Origin of the sequence: Thiobacillus denitrificans DSM 12475, from assembly GCF_000376425.1 — a bacterium.
GTDB classification, from domain to species: domain Bacteria; phylum Pseudomonadota; class Gammaproteobacteria; order Burkholderiales; family Thiobacillaceae; genus Thiobacillus; species Thiobacillus denitrificans.
Window position 1 is genome coordinate 25,917 of the sequence record NZ_AQWL01000017.1, and the last position, 15,020, is coordinate 40,936.

General features: G+C 59.0%; 12 protein-coding genes and 31 tRNA genes. 7 read left to right on the plus strand and 36 right to left on the minus strand.

What is annotated here, in order from left to right; translation table 11 throughout:
• Window positions 1-11 precede the first annotated feature (11 nt).
• The 3 genes from B059_RS0117160 to B059_RS0117170 form a co-directional block, all read right to left on the minus strand.
• Complete coding sequence (locus B059_RS0117160) at window positions 12-1,247, minus strand: hypothetical protein (protein WP_018079488.1); 1,236 nt, start codon at window positions 1,245-1,247, stop codon at window positions 12-14.
• 68 nt (window positions 1,248-1,315) lie between these two features.
• Window positions 1,316-1,888, minus strand: coding sequence for an HNH endonuclease (locus tag B059_RS0117165; protein ID WP_018079489.1), 573 nt, complete (start codon window positions 1,886-1,888; stop codon window positions 1,316-1,318).
• Between the two features lie 159 nt (window positions 1,889-2,047).
• A tRNA-His gene (locus tag B059_RS0117170) sits at window positions 2,048-2,122 on the minus strand.
• A 169-nt stretch (window positions 2,123-2,291) separates the two neighbouring features.
• Between B059_RS0117170 and B059_RS0117175 the strand changes: the two genes are divergently transcribed.
• Window positions 2,292-2,735, plus strand: a complete 444-nt coding sequence (locus B059_RS0117175) for a helix-turn-helix domain-containing protein (protein ID WP_018079490.1) — start codon at window positions 2,292-2,294, stop codon at window positions 2,733-2,735.
• A 5-nt stretch (window positions 2,736-2,740) separates the two neighbouring features.
• On the opposite strand, the gene B059_RS0117180 is transcribed toward B059_RS0117175, so the two are convergent.
• The 23 genes from B059_RS0117180 to B059_RS0117280 form a co-directional block, all read right to left on the minus strand.
• A tRNA-Gln gene (locus B059_RS0117180) sits at window positions 2,741-2,815 on the minus strand.
• Window positions 2,816-2,826: 11 nt separating this feature from the next.
• Window positions 2,827-2,901 (minus strand) — tRNA-Cys (locus B059_RS20990).
• A 4-nt stretch (window positions 2,902-2,905) separates the two neighbouring features.
• Window positions 2,906-2,981 (minus strand) — tRNA-Ile (locus tag B059_RS0117185).
• Between the two features lie 288 nt (window positions 2,982-3,269).
• Window positions 3,270-3,345, minus strand: a tRNA-Arg gene (locus B059_RS0117190).
• Between the two features lie 9 nt (window positions 3,346-3,354).
• Window positions 3,355-3,433: transfer RNA gene (locus B059_RS0117195), tRNA-Arg, on the minus strand.
• 1 nt (window position 3,434) lies between these two features.
• Window positions 3,435-3,521 (minus strand) — tRNA-Leu (locus B059_RS0117200).
• A tRNA-Leu gene (locus B059_RS20995) sits at window positions 3,522-3,599 on the minus strand.
• A 4-nt stretch (window positions 3,600-3,603) separates the two neighbouring features.
• Window positions 3,604-3,683 (minus strand) — tRNA-Leu (locus B059_RS21000).
• A gap of 97 nt (window positions 3,684-3,780) precedes the next feature.
• A tRNA-Leu gene (locus tag B059_RS0117205) sits at window positions 3,781-3,867 on the minus strand.
• A gap of 7 nt (window positions 3,868-3,874) precedes the next feature.
• Window positions 3,875-3,950: transfer RNA gene (locus B059_RS0117210), tRNA-Thr, on the minus strand.
• A gap of 43 nt (window positions 3,951-3,993) precedes the next feature.
• A tRNA-Asp gene (locus B059_RS0117215) sits at window positions 3,994-4,068 on the minus strand.
• A gap of 133 nt (window positions 4,069-4,201) precedes the next feature.
• Window positions 4,202-4,277: transfer RNA gene (locus tag B059_RS0117225), tRNA-Val, on the minus strand.
• A gap of 1 nt (window position 4,278) precedes the next feature.
• A tRNA-Ser gene (locus B059_RS0117230) sits at window positions 4,279-4,369 on the minus strand.
• A 198-nt stretch (window positions 4,370-4,567) separates the two neighbouring features.
• Window positions 4,568-4,645 (minus strand) — tRNA-Arg (locus B059_RS0117235).
• A 6-nt stretch (window positions 4,646-4,651) separates the two neighbouring features.
• A tRNA-Arg gene (locus B059_RS0117240) sits at window positions 4,652-4,727 on the minus strand.
• Window position 4,728: 1 nt separating this feature from the next.
• Window positions 4,729-4,821: transfer RNA gene (locus B059_RS0117245), tRNA-Ser, on the minus strand.
• A 9-nt stretch (window positions 4,822-4,830) separates the two neighbouring features.
• Window positions 4,831-5,412, minus strand: a complete 582-nt coding sequence (locus tag B059_RS20540) for a peptide chain release factor-like protein (protein WP_272867473.1) — start codon at window positions 5,410-5,412, stop codon at window positions 4,831-4,833.
• Complete coding sequence (locus tag B059_RS21005; RefSeq protein WP_018079492.1) at window positions 5,360-5,500, minus strand: PCRF domain-containing protein; 141 nt, start codon at window positions 5,498-5,500, stop codon at window positions 5,360-5,362. Before B059_RS21005 ends, B059_RS20540 begins: the two co-directional genes overlap by 53 nt.
• 59 nt (window positions 5,501-5,559) lie before the next feature.
• Window positions 5,560-5,635: transfer RNA gene (locus tag B059_RS0117260), tRNA-Trp, on the minus strand.
• Window positions 5,636-5,640: 5 nt separating this feature from the next.
• Window positions 5,641-5,716: transfer RNA gene (locus B059_RS0117265), tRNA-Ile, on the minus strand.
• A gap of 224 nt (window positions 5,717-5,940) precedes the next feature.
• A tRNA-Ser gene (locus tag B059_RS0117270) sits at window positions 5,941-6,032 on the minus strand.
• Between the two features lie 437 nt (window positions 6,033-6,469).
• A tRNA-Pro gene (locus B059_RS0117275) sits at window positions 6,470-6,546 on the minus strand.
• A gap of 1 nt (window position 6,547) precedes the next feature.
• Window positions 6,548-6,625: transfer RNA gene (locus B059_RS0117280), tRNA-Thr, on the minus strand.
• Window positions 6,626-7,445: 820 nt separating this feature from the next.
• Here B059_RS0117280 and B059_RS21010 point away from each other — a divergent pair.
• The gene (locus B059_RS21010) at window positions 7,446-7,634 is read left to right on the plus strand and encodes a hypothetical protein (RefSeq protein ID WP_157273815.1); all 189 of its coding nucleotides are present in this window, start codon (window positions 7,446-7,448) and stop codon (window positions 7,632-7,634) included.
• A 46-nt stretch (window positions 7,635-7,680) separates the two neighbouring features.
• On the opposite strand, the gene B059_RS0117295 is transcribed toward B059_RS21010, so the two are convergent.
• The 10 genes from B059_RS0117295 to B059_RS0117335 form a co-directional block, all read right to left on the minus strand.
• A tRNA-Asn gene (locus B059_RS0117295) sits at window positions 7,681-7,755 on the minus strand.
• Between the two features lie 44 nt (window positions 7,756-7,799).
• A tRNA-Lys gene (locus B059_RS0117300) sits at window positions 7,800-7,874 on the minus strand.
• A gap of 125 nt (window positions 7,875-7,999) precedes the next feature.
• Window positions 8,000-8,161, minus strand: coding sequence for a hypothetical protein (locus B059_RS21015; protein WP_018079493.1), 162 nt, complete (start codon window positions 8,159-8,161; stop codon window positions 8,000-8,002).
• Between the two features lie 136 nt (window positions 8,162-8,297).
• A tRNA-Phe gene (locus B059_RS0117310) sits at window positions 8,298-8,373 on the minus strand.
• A gap of 139 nt (window positions 8,374-8,512) precedes the next feature.
• Window positions 8,513-8,584: transfer RNA gene (locus tag B059_RS0117315), tRNA-OTHER, on the minus strand.
• 8 nt (window positions 8,585-8,592) lie between these two features.
• Window positions 8,593-8,679: transfer RNA gene (locus tag B059_RS21020), tRNA-Tyr, on the minus strand.
• 186 nt (window positions 8,680-8,865) lie between these two features.
• A tRNA-Met gene (locus B059_RS0117320) sits at window positions 8,866-8,952 on the minus strand.
• A 201-nt stretch (window positions 8,953-9,153) separates the two neighbouring features.
• A tRNA-Glu gene (locus B059_RS0117325) sits at window positions 9,154-9,229 on the minus strand.
• A 112-nt stretch (window positions 9,230-9,341) separates the two neighbouring features.
• A tRNA-Met gene (locus tag B059_RS0117330) sits at window positions 9,342-9,414 on the minus strand.
• A gap of 89 nt (window positions 9,415-9,503) precedes the next feature.
• A tRNA-Gly gene (locus tag B059_RS0117335) sits at window positions 9,504-9,579 on the minus strand.
• A 635-nt stretch (window positions 9,580-10,214) separates the two neighbouring features.
• Between B059_RS0117335 and B059_RS20545 the strand changes: the two genes are divergently transcribed.
• The 5 genes from B059_RS20545 to B059_RS19670 all read left to right on the plus strand — a co-directional run bounded on the left by B059_RS20545 (window position 10,215) and on the right by B059_RS19670 (window position 14,819).
• Entirely contained in the window at window positions 10,215-10,469 is a 255-nt protein-coding gene (locus B059_RS20545) for a helix-turn-helix domain-containing protein (protein WP_211206939.1), read from the plus strand.
• A 98-nt stretch (window positions 10,470-10,567) separates the two neighbouring features.
• Window positions 10,568-11,623 (plus strand): hypothetical protein, encoded by a 1,056-nt coding sequence (locus B059_RS0117345; protein ID WP_018079495.1) that lies wholly within the window; start codon window positions 10,568-10,570, stop codon window positions 11,621-11,623.
• On the plus strand, window positions 11,620-12,390 hold the full coding sequence (locus B059_RS19665; protein ID WP_018079496.1) for an apurinic/apyrimidinic endonuclease family protein: 771 nt from the start codon (window positions 11,620-11,622) through the stop codon (window positions 12,388-12,390). Before B059_RS0117345 ends, B059_RS19665 begins: the two co-directional genes overlap by 4 nt.
• Before the next feature lie 152 nt (window positions 12,391-12,542).
• Window positions 12,543-13,382 (plus strand): ribose-phosphate diphosphokinase, encoded by an 840-nt coding sequence (gene prs, locus B059_RS0117355; protein WP_018079497.1) that lies wholly within the window; start codon window positions 12,543-12,545, stop codon window positions 13,380-13,382.
• A gap of 30 nt (window positions 13,383-13,412) precedes the next feature.
• On the plus strand, window positions 13,413-14,819 hold the full coding sequence (locus B059_RS19670; protein WP_157273817.1) for a nicotinamide phosphoribosyltransferase domain-containing protein: 1,407 nt from the start codon (window positions 13,413-13,415) through the stop codon (window positions 14,817-14,819).
• Window positions 14,820-15,020: the final 201 nt, after the last annotated feature.

Genomic DNA, 15,020 nt, shown 5'->3' on the forward strand with positions numbered 1-15,020 from the left:
GATTCGACTTACTAGAGCGCTTTGCCTCCGAGTTGTCGCCAGACATCGTTCAAGTGTTGGCGATATTCGAACGTTCCGAATGTGCAAGTCAGGACTGTTGCACTCGGATTGATGGAGTGTTCGATCAATTCGGCCAATAAGGTTTCCATATCGAAATCAGCCTCTTTGATTGAGGTATTCCAATTGGCTTCTGCATTGGCGCCAATACTGAGGATGTATATCTGTTCATCCGAGGCGAGCCAGTTATCAGCCGAACCACGAAAGTATCCAGCTTGATCGGCGAAACTTTTGAGGGCGGCCAGGCTGTTGGCTGATCGATCGAATAGCATCAAGCCCTGCTCCGCACCCTCCATAAGATGGTTCATTTCCTCGCGTTGTCGTTTCTGTGCACTGTTCACTGAAACAAGCTGTTCAGCCATCGAACCAACAAGCTCACTGAGTTCTTGCGGGTCGGTCCTGGCTGAGATTCCTTCAACAGCTTCGCGGTACATGGCAGGCGTGAGTTCACGCCATTGGCCTTTAGCAACCTCTATCAAGCGCTTCGCGCCAGGGAAATTACACTCGACGGTAAGACGTCCATCTTCTTGAACCCATCCGGAGACTTTGAAGTCGGTTGAGCCAATTTCCTTATCTTGCGAAAGCATCATGGCCGCATATCGCATCATGACATTTGAAACTTCATCAAAGGCCTTTTGATCGAGGATTTGAACAAAATCCATGTCAACTTCACGGCCGGTTTTTGCGGTCGCGAGATCAAGCATGCCTGTCGAATCGGCTGCATGGTAGGTGCTAGGATTGATGGTTACGTTGCCGACAGCGGCTTGCAATTCCGCAACCTTGTCCTGCAAAGATTGTGCAATATCTGGACTGACCCCGAACATGAATGAGCAGAGTCCGTCATCCTTTTCGTGGATTCGATCAACAACCGCAGGCAGGGCCGCATTAACGAGTTCGTCGACATCCCTGGCTAACAGAGTTAGCCCGCCTGTATAACCGAAGCTACCCCATATCACCAGGAATTCGTATTGGGAGGCCTCCCATTGATTGAAGACCGGATGATTGATACGTGCCCGCATTTCTTCAGGACCGGTGCGCAATGCATCGATCACTTGGCGGCCCCTCGCGCTTCGATCAATGACAAAGGCGTAGTGCTTGAGCACGCCTCCGTCAATAGCGGCTTCAAGCTGCGACTGGGTAACGCGAGATTTTCTTTGCTCAAAAGTGCCGCGACGCTTAGCTTGGCCCATCGTGCCTCCCAGATGTCATCATGTCCTCATTATAGTGACTTCAATTCTGATCCAGGAGTCAAGGAGCCTCAAGCCGCCAGCACCCGGCTATGGCGCGGTAGCCTTGCCGCCAGGTACTCCATCTGGTCGGCGAGCACGTTCCGCCCCACGAGCAGGAATCCCTCGAAAACGCACGGTTCGTACGGAACGAACAGCAGCGGCATGCCCGCCTCTTCCGGCGTCCGGCATCCCTTTCGGACATTGTTGCAGATCCGGCAGGCGGTCACCACGTTCCCCCAGACATCCCTGCCACCCCGGGCCTTCGGCATGATGTGATCGCGGGTGAGATCCCGCTTGCCGAAAACGCCGCCGCAATACGCGCACATGTGCCGATCGCGCCGGAACAGCGGGTCATTGTCGTCGCCGAGCGGGATGGGACGGGCGTGACGCACCATGCCCTCGCTTTTGGCCAGGGCGATCACAGGCGGCACATCGAGCTCGCTACGCAGGCCGGTCGCACGCTGGGTGCCCCCAAAAAAGCGCATCGGGTCGGCGCCAAGCGACCAGGCGACCTTACCGGTCGCGACGTAACGAATGGCACGATCGATGTCGAGCCACCGGAACGGATTGCCAGCGATGTCCAAAGCCAGGATCTGGGTCATGTTGTCTTCTCAATGTTGGAGGCCCCAACAATTTGGAAGCGTGGTTTCGGATAGGATCGCTAACGATGCGAAGTTCCGCAGCTGCTGCAGGTCGTCATGTTCGACAGGAACGCCTGCGGTCCAAAAATGGAATTCGTTCATGATTAATCTCATTGTTGGTGGGGCGACCAGACGGGGACGATCCGTCGACCTCGTGGGTCACAACCACGCGCTCTTCCGTTGAGCTATGGTCGCCATTGATGCTTCATCGTCGCGACATCACGACCGGTGATTTGTGATGACCGGATAACCCGGTTCTGGTGAATGTTGGTGCAGGACTTCCGTCCGCGTCTCCCGCGAATCGCATGCCGAAAAAGGTGGAACCTGTACCATTAGACTTTTGTGTGCGTTGAAGGAACCCGAATTGCCGAATATCGCCACCGTTCTGAAAGAGGAAATTACGCGCCTGGTTCGCAAGGAGCTGCGCAGCGAAACCGAAGCCCTCAAGAAGGCCTCTGGCCGCTACCGCTCGGATATCGCCGCCTTGAAGCGGCGCATCGATACCCTGGAAAAGCAGGTCTCCCGTTTGGAAAAAGCGGCGCCGAAGAAGGCAGTGGTCACCGGCACCACGGAAGCGGAATCCAAGCTGCGTTTTCGGCCGGATGGCTTTCGCGCACTGCGCAAGCGGCTCGAGCTGTCGGCAGAGAAAATGGGAGCATTGATTGGCGTCTCTGCCCAGACGATCTACAACTGGGAGGGAGGCGCAAATCCGCGCCGCGAGCAACTGGCCGCGATCGCTACGGTCCGGAAGATGGGCAAGCGAGAGGTCACAGCACGGCTGGAACAGATTGAGGCCGAATCCGCCTGAATGCGTGGCAGAGGATCCAGGATTTGAACCTGGGTTGCCGGAGTCAAAGTCCGGAGTCTTAGCCGCTAGACGAACCCCCTGTGGTTGAAACTGGACGCGCGGGCCGGAATCTCACCGGCGTAGTCCGGTTTTGCAGACCGGTGCATCGATGCTCTGCCACCGCGCGGTAATGGTGGGCCTGGCCAGACTTGAACTGGCGACCCTGGAGTTATGAGCTCCGCGCTCTAACCGCTGAGCTACAGGCCCTGAACCGTGATCAAGAGGAAGGCTGATTCGACGCCTCCGCTATGCGTAATGCGTTTACGACTTTGTTGTCGTGCCGCGCGCACGATTTACGCCTTTATTACGCGGGTTACGAAATTATTGTCGAATGGGGCGACTGGCTGGATTGGAGGCTTTTCGTCACCTGGCACCAGCTTTCGGGCATGGACCACTGTCCGCAAGGCACGAAGCGCTGCCCTCCGTGCCCGCACCCGACACCCCAGCGCAGCCTGTGCTGGGGTGCCCGTTCATACCGGGATGCAGTTTTTTGAATGGCGCCCCTGGAGCGACTCGAACGCCCGACCAGCCGTCTAGGAAACGGCGACTCTTTCCGCTGAGTTACAGGGGCATGTGTTTGTGGCCCGCCCAGACCGATTCGAACGGTCGACCTGCCGCTTAGAAGGCGGCTGCTCTATATCCATCTGAGCTATGGGCAGGTGGTCGGACAGGCCGGAGTCGAACCGGCATCCCTCTCGGGCTCATCGCTTTTAAGGCGCGGGCGTCTGCCGATTGCGCCACTGTCCGTGGTGCGAAGCCCCGGAGTCGAACCGGGAAACAGCGAATTTTGAGTACGCCAGGTATGCCAATTCCCGTCAGCTTCGCAATCTGGTGCCGACCCTCGGACTCGAACCGAGAAACCCCAACTTCTGAAGATGGGAGGTATGCCAAAATTCCCTTCAGATCGGCTTGGTGTGGTTTGGCGGAGACGGTGTGGATGATCTCCCACGGTCTGCCGGCCCTCGTTCGAGGCTGCCAGCACCCTCTTCTCGCTGCTCCCCCGATATGGTGCCCAGGGCGAGCTTCGAACTCGCACGGCCTCGCGGCCGCCACCCTCTCGAAGTGGTGTGTCTGCCGATTCCACCACCTGGGCAATGATCTGGTGCCGACTGTCCGATTCGAACGGACGACCTGCGCGTTACGAGTGCGCTGCTCTACCAGCTGAGCCAAGTCGGCGGCATCTACTCAGCGTCAGTTCAGATTCTGAATAGATTGTGAATGGCGCCTCGTAGGGGACTTGAACCCCTGGCTTCCCGCTAGACAGGCGGGCACTCTGCCGCTGAGTTAACGAGGCGTGTTGGGTATTGCTTTCATGCAATAAGCACGGAGAAAAACTGCGTGTGTGGCGGCGGGAGCAGAACTCGAATCTGCGTGTTCCTGGCTCAGAACCAGGCGCCTTGCCTCTCGGCCATCCCGCGACTGAAAACTGGTGCGCGCTGACGGGGTCGAACCGCCGACATCCTGCTTGTAAGGCAGGCGCTCTACCAACTGAGCTAAGCGCGCGTGGCGGAAGGTGTGGGACTCGAACCCACGCCCCCGGTGTGACCGGAGGACGGATTAGCAATCCGCTGCATTCGCCGCTCTGCCAACCTTCCTCGTGCGCACTGCCTTGTCTCGCAGCACGTCTTGCGACTTTCTCGCCAGCATCGGATTCCACTTGTCACGTGCAGTCATCCGCAACTGGGGTAGCACGCGTCGATTCGGCGACGTCCTAGCTGTGCATACAGATTGCAGTACAGCACGCAGAGCCACATTCCCCGGGTGGCGGGGCCTGGTTACAGGCTTCGACAATCTGGCCTCGCTGGCACGACTCGAACGTGCGGCCTCAGGATTCGTAGTCCTGCGCTCTGGTCCATCTGAGCTACAGCGAGGTGGTGTGGTTTGCCCGGCGCGGATCGAACGCGCGACTTCTGGCTTCGGAGGCCAGCGCTCTGTCCACTGAGCTACGGGCAAATGGCGGAAGGAGAGGGAGTCGAACCCTCGTGCCCCGTGGTACGGGACCATCGCGTTTCGAGTGCGTGCCGTTTGGCCTCTCCGGCATCCTTCCTTGTTTCGATCAGGCAGACAGGGCCTCAAGCTGACCGTCCCGGATCTTCCCAAGCCGCGCCTTGCGACCTGTTCGATGGTCGGTCACGAGGTCATCCTGCAGCCGGTACGTGCGGATCTTGTCACCTCGCATCCCGGATCCGAGCTGGCGCCGGCGGTCGTGAGCGCGATCCTGACTTGTCCGTGCATCCATCACGGCACGCACCCTTGCTTCGAGCATCGCGCGCGCGGTCTTCCGGTTCTGGAACTGCGACTTTGCCGCGGCCTTCGCTTCGATCCCGGTTGGCCGGTGGCGCATGACCACACAGGAATCTGTGGTGTTGCGGTGCTGACCTCCGGGCCCGGTGTCCCTGGTCGTGAAGGTCTCGATGTCGGATTGCTTTAGCGTCCAGCGTTCCTCCGGCACGATCTCGAAGACCGCAACTGTCACGGTAGAGGTGTGCACGCGGCCACGGCGCTCCGTGGGCGGCACACGCTGCCACCGGTGTCCGCCGGCCTCGTTCAGCAGGAGGTCGATACCTTCTCCTTCGATGAGGAGGTCAAAGATGACCCCGGTCCTCGACGTCGACCCTGGCGCCGTGTCGCTCGGCAAACCGCGCGTAAATCGAAGCCTGGTCGTTGACCAGCAGCTTCGCGTCCTCGCCCCCTTCGCCGGGGCGCACTTCAATGAGCAGCTTCATGATGACCTCCTGTGTTGTCGAACTGCGGTTGAACAACCGGACGGATCCGGTTTGAAACATGGCGACCCGAGAGGGTCTCGAACCCCCAACCTTCGGTTTTGGAGACTGACGCTCTACCAATTGAGCTATCGGGCCATGAATGGTGGATGCTGCAGGGAACGATCCTGCGACCCCCGCCTTATCAAGACGGTGCTCTGCCAACTGAGCTAAGCATCCCGACGAAATCGTGGGCTGCGCCGGACAAACCGGTGCGACTTACGCCCCTCGTACCCACCACACAGCTGGCATTTGAGCCAGAACCTCCGGCTGGCCATCCTCGGCCTGGGCTTGTGCACCGGACTCTATGTTCGCAGCAGGTGACCCCGCTGGCATTGAGTTACTGTGAATAGGTGGCCTTTCGGCCAGACGCCATATAACCCCGGCGACCAGGGGAGGAATACTGGCGGAGAGACAGGGAGTCGAACCCTGGCGCCGCATTTCTGCGACCATCACGTTTCCAACGTGCGCCGTTTGGCCACTCCGGCACCTCTCCTTCCGCTGACAACTGCTTCCCAATTTCCCGTCGATCGGCACCCGCGGTGAGGCAACGATCCTCATCGGCTTCACGTTCTGGCGTGAATGATCCTTGGGACAGGACTGCATGGCCTTGGCCTGCCATGCATCAGGTAAATCGGGCAACCCGCACGCGACCGCCGGCTTTGTCCGGGTTGCCGTCCCGAAACCAAGCTGGCGCGTTTTGCTCCCCTGTGCGGTGGGGTAAGGGTGGCGAACCCCGTCTTTCGTCGTCGTTGCTTCTGGAGGAGAACGGCTGGTGCCGACCCGCAACCGGTCGCCCGGTCCAACCGCTTTCAAGGCGGTGCCCGGCGCCGGCCGGGGTCGTTCTCCATGATTGAACACACGGGCCAACCCCATGCGTTCAGTGATGGAGCCGGGCCCGCTGACTGGGCGGGAGTCAATCCCGGCGTTGAATGGTCCGTGTGGAGAGGCTCGAACTCCCGACCCCCTGTTCCCAAAACAGGTGCGCTGCCAGACTGCGCTACACACGGATGGTGCCGGCACCAGGCCTCGAACCCGGGACCTCCTGCTTACAAGGCAGGCGCTGCTTCCAAACTGAGCTATGCCGGCGTGTGGTTGCGACGTTCGTTTCCTTCGTCGCAACATGAAGAAGTGGAACGCTGAGACTACACGTTGCCTGCCGATTCTTTTGTCGGATTACCGATGGCTTGCGGCCAGCGTTGCCGACGTGTCCACCACTTCAAAAGCGGTAAACCGGCGTGGCTGCCTTTGTTGAGGTGAGGCATGTCACCTGTCGCGTATCACTACTCGATCTTCGTCCTACCGTCGACCTTGCGGGCCGTGAAGGGCTGCGAACCCACCGTGCGGACTCCCATCAACTCCTTTCGCCTTGCGGGCGTCCAGAGCCTGCATTGCCTTGCGGCTGCAGGGTTAAGCCACTTTTGCGATACACCGGCTGCGTCTTTGCATTTTTAGCAACAGACGGAATTGAACCGTCGGCCGCCTCCTTAACAGGGAGGTGCTCTACCAGCTGAGCTATGTGCAACCTACTCGATGCGCGCAGCCTGTGGTGTCACACCCTTTTGGGATGCGATATGCCACGCACCGAATGTCTTTCATCTGCCGATTACTCAACGGATCTTCAAGATTACGTTCCGCCTTTGCAGGCAGCCCGTGAACCTCTGGATCTGCGGTCGAGCCCTCGATTGCCGTCTCGGACAAGATCGCTACCCTTTACCCTCCTGGCTGGCGGATTGGTTTTACGTGGAGCGCGGCACCACCCGCTGCTCTTCGCTTGCCCGTGTTCCCGACCTTGCGGCCGGCACGTGAACAAGCGTCCTTTCCCACGCATCCGCGTCCCCGCTATCTCCGGCGCTCTTATCGCCGAAGAACCCATCGCTGGGCGGGTGAGGCTTGCCTGGATTGACCATTGCTGGCGCAGCTATGTAGGCTTTGCTGCTTTCACGATCTTGCGACCGCTTATCCGCCCCAGGCGGCAAAACTTCGAACCTTGGTGGAGATGGACGGGATCGACGACATCCTGCTTGCAAAGCAGGCGCTCTCCCAACTGAGCTACACCCCCGTGAAAGATAATTTACAAACCCCGGCAAGCTTTTAAAAGAAATCGGTTGGTTCTTTCAAAGCTCCGCTGCGTTGCTGAATCTTGGCTCCCCGAGGTGGGATCGAACCACCGACATCGCGATTAACAGTCGCGCGTTCTACCGCTGAACTACCAGGGAACTGAACAACGGAAACAGACGCGAATCCGCTTTCGTTGGTCAGCTGGTGGGTCCTGTGAGATTCGAACTCACCTGGTACAGGTTAAAAGCCTGCTGCCTTTCCACTCGGCCAAAGACCCTTGCTGTGTTTCCATCCGGGCTGCGCGCCGCAAGGCCTTTTCGGTCTTGCCGTGCTTGCCAGCCTTCTTCATTAGGGCCGCCGCGACGAAGGGATTCCGCGGGGCCAGACTCTTTCGTTTCATCCTTACGACTCCTTGATGTCGAGTTGCGCCGCACTCTCGCGGCGGATCTTGCCGAAGCCGACGTGCCCGAGCGACTTGTGCTTGGGCCAGCCGGTCATCTTGTTGGGCTTGCACATCAGGCAGCCCGATCGGCTGCCCTTGGCTTTCCCTCGTTTGTGATGCACGGATCACCTCCTTTCGTAGTTGAAAATTCGCAGGTTCCGATCCTGCAGCATGTCGCGACCGCTGATTCGTCGCGGCCGGCATGCCGGTTGCCAGGCTCCCCGCACCTTCTGCGATGCGTGGGCCGCGAGGCCAATCTGGTGCCGCCGGCAAGGTAACGAGCCTGCCTCTCGTGCTCTTCAGGCACGCGCTAATCCGTCTCAGCTACAGCGGCGCTACTATCAATTCGATAGCAAACGATAGTGATTGATACGGCCGACCAGCCCCTCCATTCGCCGTCGACCCGGATTGCCTCTACTGCTTACAACCCTTTGCCGGGTGCGGCGTCAACGAGTGCCGCAGTCTCAAAAACATGGAGCGGATTGCGAGAATCGAACTCGCCAGCGTCGGCTTGGAAGGCCAACTGGTCGCCATGACCAACCCGCTTTGAACTTGGTGGGTGCCCACGGACTCGAACCGCGAAGGCCAGTGACAAGAGATTTACAGTCTCCCCCCGATACCATTACGGGACTAGACACCCAAAGAAACCACGCCGCTCTGAAAGCGCAGTTCCGTAACTTGCCCCGATACTGCATGCCGGACTCGAAGGACGGTCGCACACGAGAGTGCCTGTGCGGCATGCAGATTCCTGCTACTCGCGGCCAACGACGACCACATACACCAGCTCAGCGCCGTGTATCCCACTCAGGGGCTTCACAGTAAATCCTGGTTGCGAGGGTCGGGTTCGAACCGACCGGGCCTTGCGGCTGCGGGTTATGAGCCCGCCGAGCTACCCACTACTCACTACCTCGCAATACGGGCCGATTCTTGCGGGATTCGGCGAACATCCCGGTACCGTGTTTTCTCCCTCGATTCCCCTCGGTGTCGCGCCGCTTATCGCAGGAGCAACAACGCCACACTTTCATCGGATTTGGGCCAACGCCATTCATCGCTCGGCGACACGCTGCTCACGCCTGCCGTTGCCGATGCGGTACCACACGTCCACTGCGCAAACTGGCGAACCGTATGGGATTCGAACCCATCTGACCGGCTTGAAAGGCCGGGGATCTCAACCAGAAATCGAACGGTTCAACTGACGACACGTCGCCCAGACGGGAACGACACCGGCCTCGTGTTTATCGGGCCGGGCAAGGCTCATAGCGGAACCTCCCGGGGGACGTGCTCGCCCCGTGTCGCAAACGGTTGCGGGACAGGGAGTCGAACCCTGTATCTCCTGCTTATGAGACAGGCGGGCTGCCGGCGCCCTCTACCCGCGGTTTCCATAGGCCTGCACCCGACTACACCACTGATGCATTCCCCCCGTGCTTACGAGGATCAACATGCCAGTGACCAGATACAGGCCTATGGAGCGGAAAGCGAGTTTCGAACTCGCGACCTCAACCTTGGCAAGGTTGCGCTCTACCAGCTGAGCTATTTCCGCATCCCTGATGACGGCGTGCTGTTACGCCAAAGAGCCGCTCGGTTTCCCGGCCCCGCCCCAGCGACCGGGCTGCTACCGCCCGGGCCCTCGCGGGTACCGCCTCGTGCTCACTCATTATCGGGTGGCTGCCTCTAAGCCCACCGCCCGTCATCAGTGAAACCACACTTCCAAATTGTTAAAGAGCTCGACCCCAACGGGCCGGTACTACAGGGCCAGAAATGCAAAAGGCCCGGACTGCTTTCGCTCGTCCGGGCCTTCTCAGGCGTAATCGGGTGATTACGAGGGCGACTACATCGTCACCCTCCCGGACTGCAAACCTTCATTGGCATAAATCCCGCACGGATTGACGGGGGACTGCATGCCAATAGAGGCTGTGCGCTCGACGAGATCGAGTCCCTGCCACTTGGCAAAGGACGCAAAGCGGCCGCGCGTGCCATGGCTGGCTGCGCTTGCGTGCTTCGATAGGGTTGAACTCAGAACTGCCATTGCTTTCTTTCCAATAAGGGGCGGCACGAAGCCGCCGGTAATTAATTAAGTCCGGCTAGTATCCACGTCCTGCAATCCTGATGCAATAGGTAAATGCAATTATTTTGCGTATTATGCAAAATGTTTGTATTTATGAGACACCCACCTCCATGGGAAAGCCTCCAAAGAAACTCTCCGGCAGAAAGCTTGTGTGGCGTGTGCGCGTTACGATGGCCGAGCGTGATATACGTACGGTGACGGAGCTGGTCAGGCGATTGGAAGGTATCGGCGTCCAGACATCGGTCAGCCAGCTCGGGCGCCTGATCGACGGCAAAACCAAACTCTTCAATCCCGAGATCATCGAAGGCCTGATGGCCGTCCTGGACTGCGATCTGGACGGAATTCTGTCCAATACCCAACCCTAGAATTCTGCAGTAACAGCGCGTTATATCGCCTTGAGAATCAATTTCTCTTGCAAGGCTTGAAAGATCCGTCGGATCTGGCTTTTGCATGGAGAATGAATATGTCCCAAGCAACGCAAGTGAAAGCGACCCCCGAGGTCGTGCCCGTCATCGAAATGGCAAATCAGCTTTTCTGCCTGGACGATGGCGATATCGATCAAAACGAAGTCAGTGAAAATACCGTTGAGTTTCGTGGCAATGGTTTTAATTATGAACTGATCGACATGTACCGCGATCCGTCCGAAGTTGAGCGGAAAGGCGAGTACACCTGCTCCATCCCGAATGCTGGAGACGATGGCAGCAACAACGAGATCGTTGTCGAGAGCATCAAGGCTTCCAGACAGACGATGTTCGTCGTTTACGACATCTATCAACCAGAGAACAAAGATAGTGACTGGGTCTGTAGTGGCTTACTCAGCCTCACACTCACAACCTCTGAAACTCACGAAGCCCTGCTCAAGGAAACGGTCGACCGTCTGAAAAAGGACAACGAGGCCTCAGCCGTCTCCATGGCGAAAAGCCTCCTCGAGTCCGTCGCGTCTGACGATGAGTCCTTGGGCCGGATGGCGGAAACCCTGTTGACTGACATGGTCGCCAGCGCGGTGTACGTCTACGATCGCGATAAGGACGAGATCCAGCCGAAAGGCCCGGTGAGCGTCTACCATGCGATCGGCATGATCGACAAAATGGCATCGAAGGACATGGGGCAGGCCTGGGCCGGCGCGTTCATCGCATCGCTCCTGGTCGAGCATCCGCTGGTGGAGTCCTTCATTCTGCAGATGTCCACGTCCGAGCAATACGACGACAATAACTATTTCACCTCGAAGAACGTCGCCGTCACCGACCTCGTGTTCGTCAACGGCGTGCAGAGCGTGGTGCTGGAGGACCAGGGCGGCGAAGAAATCGATGCAGACGGCTACGCGGATATCCTGAAGGAGGCCATCGAAGATGGCTCCGAATGGGACATCTACGACGGCTTCGCGCCGTACCGCGACGACCGGGACGAGTTCATGGTTCAGGTTCGCAGGTCGGATCTCAAGGCATTGCTGGAAGGCGAGCAGATTGACGGCGCCGCGGTGGGCAAGCTGGTCGCCAGGACCTGGGAGTGCCATCAATGAACACCCAGGCCGCAACTGCCTGCCTTCCCGGCAAGAAGCACTACGATGCCGTCGCCCTGATTCACAGGGGAATCGAGGAGCCGTTGTTGGGTCGTCTCGGCCACGCCGAAGTCCAGTTGTGCCCGCAGCACCCGACGCGTGTTGACGACGAGCTGGTGGACCGGCTGCTGGCGGATTTCCCGGATACCCGTTTCCGTTTACATGCATCGGTTCGACTGCGCGGCAATGTGGAATCCACCGGTCCGGGCAACCGGCGGGTGATCCATGACGCTTCGTACGTCGGCGACTGGCGCTGGTTCAGGGAGGCCGCAAGGCTTTCCCGAAAACTGGGCGCTACCGCCTACACGGTTCACGCCGGCCGCCGCGAGCATGCCACGTTGAGTGAAATGCGTGACAACGTGAGTCGGCTGATCGATATGTTCGGCTGCCTGGTCGGAGTCGAGGGCTTATATCCAGAACGCGAAACCTGGCTGATTCAGGACTGGAAGGAATATGCCTGGCTGCTGGATTCCGGGCTGTATTTCGCTCTGGATCTATCCCATCTCAATATCGTCGCCCGCAAGACGCGATGCTGGGAGGATGGCATCATGAAGGAGATGCTCGCAAGCGATCGGTGCCTGGAGATTCACGTTTCCAGTAACGATGGCCTGTCAGATCGTCATCTGCAACTGAAGGATGAACCGCAGTGGTGGGCCTTGCTGTCTCATGCCAATCCCAAAGCTGTTGTTTTCTCCGAAGGATGTCAGGCTCGTCCTGATACTCAGTAATCTCTCCCAACCCCACGTCAGGACTTGTTCCGGTGGGGTTTTTTATTGCGGATCGAAGTACAGACAAAGCCTGAACGAAAAAATCTGTGTTTTTAGTCTTTGTTTCCTGCACTTTGATGTATTATGCATTTAACAACTAAAGGAAGTGCGCCATGAATCTTCTTCGAGTTTTTCCAGATGAACCCTCCGGGAGCGGACTTGCCTTCGATGTCGAGGCCTTCTCGTTCCCAGGTGGTGAACGCCATGTGCGCCTGCCGGCGTCGATGCTGGAGATTGCAGACCGGTTCGCCGCATGGGGCATTGAAGCTCGTCTGTACGACGCCGCCGGCGTGATGGACCTCCTGCTCGCGACCGATGCCCTGCGCCGGGCAATACCGGTCGGCGCTACGGTGCGCCTGGTGATGCCCTACGTCCCGTACGCACGGCAGGATCGCGTTGCGGTACCCGGCGAGGCGCTCTCGGCCAAGGTGTTCGCCGCCCTCATCAACAGCCAGGGCTTCGCCAGTGTCGAGGCGTGGGATCCGCACAGCGATGTGATTCCTGCACTCATCGATAACTTGCGCGTCACTCCGACCAGTTCATTGCTCAAAGCTGCGGTTGCCGGAAAGGGCCAGGCGCAACTGCTGCGCGAGTGCGCCTTCGTGGCACCGGACGCCGGGGCGCGCAAGCGCGTGGGCGAACTGGCCCGCGCGTACGGTACCGAGGTGGTGTACGCAGACAAGGTGCGCGACCTGGTGAGCGGAAAGCTGTCGGGAACCCGAGTGCCCGATGCGCTGCCGGAGCGCCCGCTCCTCGTGATCGATGACCTGTGCGACGCCGGCGGCACCTTCCTGCTGCTGGCGGACGCATTGCGGGCGAAAACCAGCCAGCCGCTCTACCTGTACGTGACCCACGGGCTCTTCACACGTGGACTCGACGCCCTCAAAACCAAGTACGACCGGGTGTTCGCGGCTCACTGCCGCGACACCGCGCTCGAAACCCAGCTGGGCTGATCCGGCTAATTTCAACAGGAGGCTACAACCATGAACACAATGCCCTTAAATCGTGTGCCCCAGTCCAGCCCCTTCAACATGGCTGACTTCTACAAGACAGGCCACCCCGGCATGTACCCGGACGAAACCACGACGCTCGTCGCCAACTTCACGCCGCGGTCTGCGAAGCACGCGCCGGTCACCGCGTCGCCGCTCTTCGACGACAAAGTGGTGTGGTTCGGCGTGACCGGGTTTATCAAGGAGTTTCTCATCGAGACCTTCAACCGGGAATTCTTCGGGCAGCCAAAGGAGACTGCGGTCCGCCGCTACAAGCGCCGCATGGACACCGCGCTTGGCGTGAACCGCGTGCGTATGAGCCACCTCGAAGCGCTGCACGACCTTGGCTACCTCCCGCTGGAGATCCGTTCCCTCCCGGAAGGCTCGCGCGTCAACGTCAAGGTGCCGCCGGTGGTTTTCATCAATACCGACGACCGGTTTCCTTGGGTGTCGACCTACTTCGAGACGCTTTTCAGCTGCGAAAGCTGGAAACCGGCGACGACGGCCACGATCGCCTTCGAGTTTCGGAAGCTCCTGACCTACTTTGCACGCATGACCGGCTCGCCGGAAGCATTTGTGCCGTGGCAGGGGCACGACTTCTCGATGCGCGGCATGTCCGGCGTGCATGATGCTGCCAGGAGTGGTGCCGGCCACCTTCTGTCGTTCACGGGAACCGACACGATTCCGGCCATCGACTATCTGGAGGAATACTACGGAGCTGATTCCGAGAAGGAACTGGTTGGCGGTTCCGTACCGGCGACCGAACACAGCGTGATGACCTTGCGGATCCTGCTCATCGCCCAGCGGCTGGCGGCAGATCCCTCGAACGCCGGTGTTTCCGAGGCAACGCTGCGTGCCATGGCTGAACAGGAAGTCATTCGTGAGCTGGTCACGGAGATCATCCCCAGCGGAGTCGTCTCCGTTGTGTCCGACTCGTTCGATTTCTGGAACGTTATCACCCGTATCGCGCCTGCTCTGAAGGCAGAAATTCTTGGGCGCACCCCGGACGAGAACGGATTCGCGAAAGTAGTGTTTCGCCCGGACAGTGGTGACCCTGTGAAAATCCTCACAGGCTACCTGATCGCCGAAGTGGACAGCGTTAGTCACAAACGAGCTGTCGACAACGCCTATATGGCCGGGCAGGAAGCGATCCGGACTCCCGACGGACAGGTGTATGCATTCGTCCAGAACCGCGATGGGCCAGGCTACAGCTTGAAGCGGATCAGCGAAGCGGAAGCCCGCGGTGCGGTCGAATGCCTGTGGGAAACCTTCGGTGGCGTCATGACGGAGACCGGCTACAGGCTGCTGGATTCGCACGTTGGCCTCATCTACGGTGACTCCATCACGCTGAAGCGGGGTCTCCTCGTTTTCAGTGCAATAAGTGACGGTACGAAAAGCTAGCACTGGCGCGGAGGTGGTGTTGGTAGATCGTTGATTTCATTGACTTTCCTGTTCACTTTCAAATCTGCGATTCGTGGCGTCAAACCGTGGTCGGTTTCATCCATTGGTGCCAGTTATCGATGCATTTGGCCGCGAAGGCAGGATTTGGTCAGCATAGCGGTCAACCGGGAAGCGAAACACACCCCGCAAGTTGGGGTATCA

Bases quoted from the DNA above. Each gene is read 5' to 3' on its own strand.
- prs (WP_018079497.1), top strand. From the start codon at position 12,543: ATGAATCTTCTTCGAGTTTTTCCAGATGAACCCTCCGGGAGCGGACTT.
- B059_RS21005 (WP_018079492.1), bottom strand. From the start codon at position 5,500: ATGAAGCTGCTCATTGAAGTGCGCCCCGGCGAAGGGGGCGAGGACGCG.
- B059_RS19665 (WP_018079496.1), top strand. From the start codon at position 11,620: ATGAACACCCAGGCCGCAACTGCCTGCCTTCCCGGCAAGAAGCACTAC.
- B059_RS0117345 (WP_018079495.1), top strand. From the start codon at position 10,568: ATGTCCCAAGCAACGCAAGTGAAAGCGACCCCCGAGGTCGTGCCCGTC.
- B059_RS0117160 (WP_018079488.1), bottom strand. From the start codon at position 1,247: ATGGGCCAAGCTAAGCGTCGCGGCACTTTTGAGCAAAGAAAATCTCGC.
- B059_RS19670 (WP_157273817.1), top strand. From the start codon at position 13,413: ATGAACACAATGCCCTTAAATCGTGTGCCCCAGTCCAGCCCCTTCAAC.
- B059_RS20545 (WP_211206939.1), top strand. From the start codon at position 10,215: ATGGGAAAGCCTCCAAAGAAACTCTCCGGCAGAAAGCTTGTGTGGCGT.
- B059_RS0117165 (WP_018079489.1), bottom strand. From the start codon at position 1,888: ATGACCCAGATCCTGGCTTTGGACATCGCTGGCAATCCGTTCCGGTGG.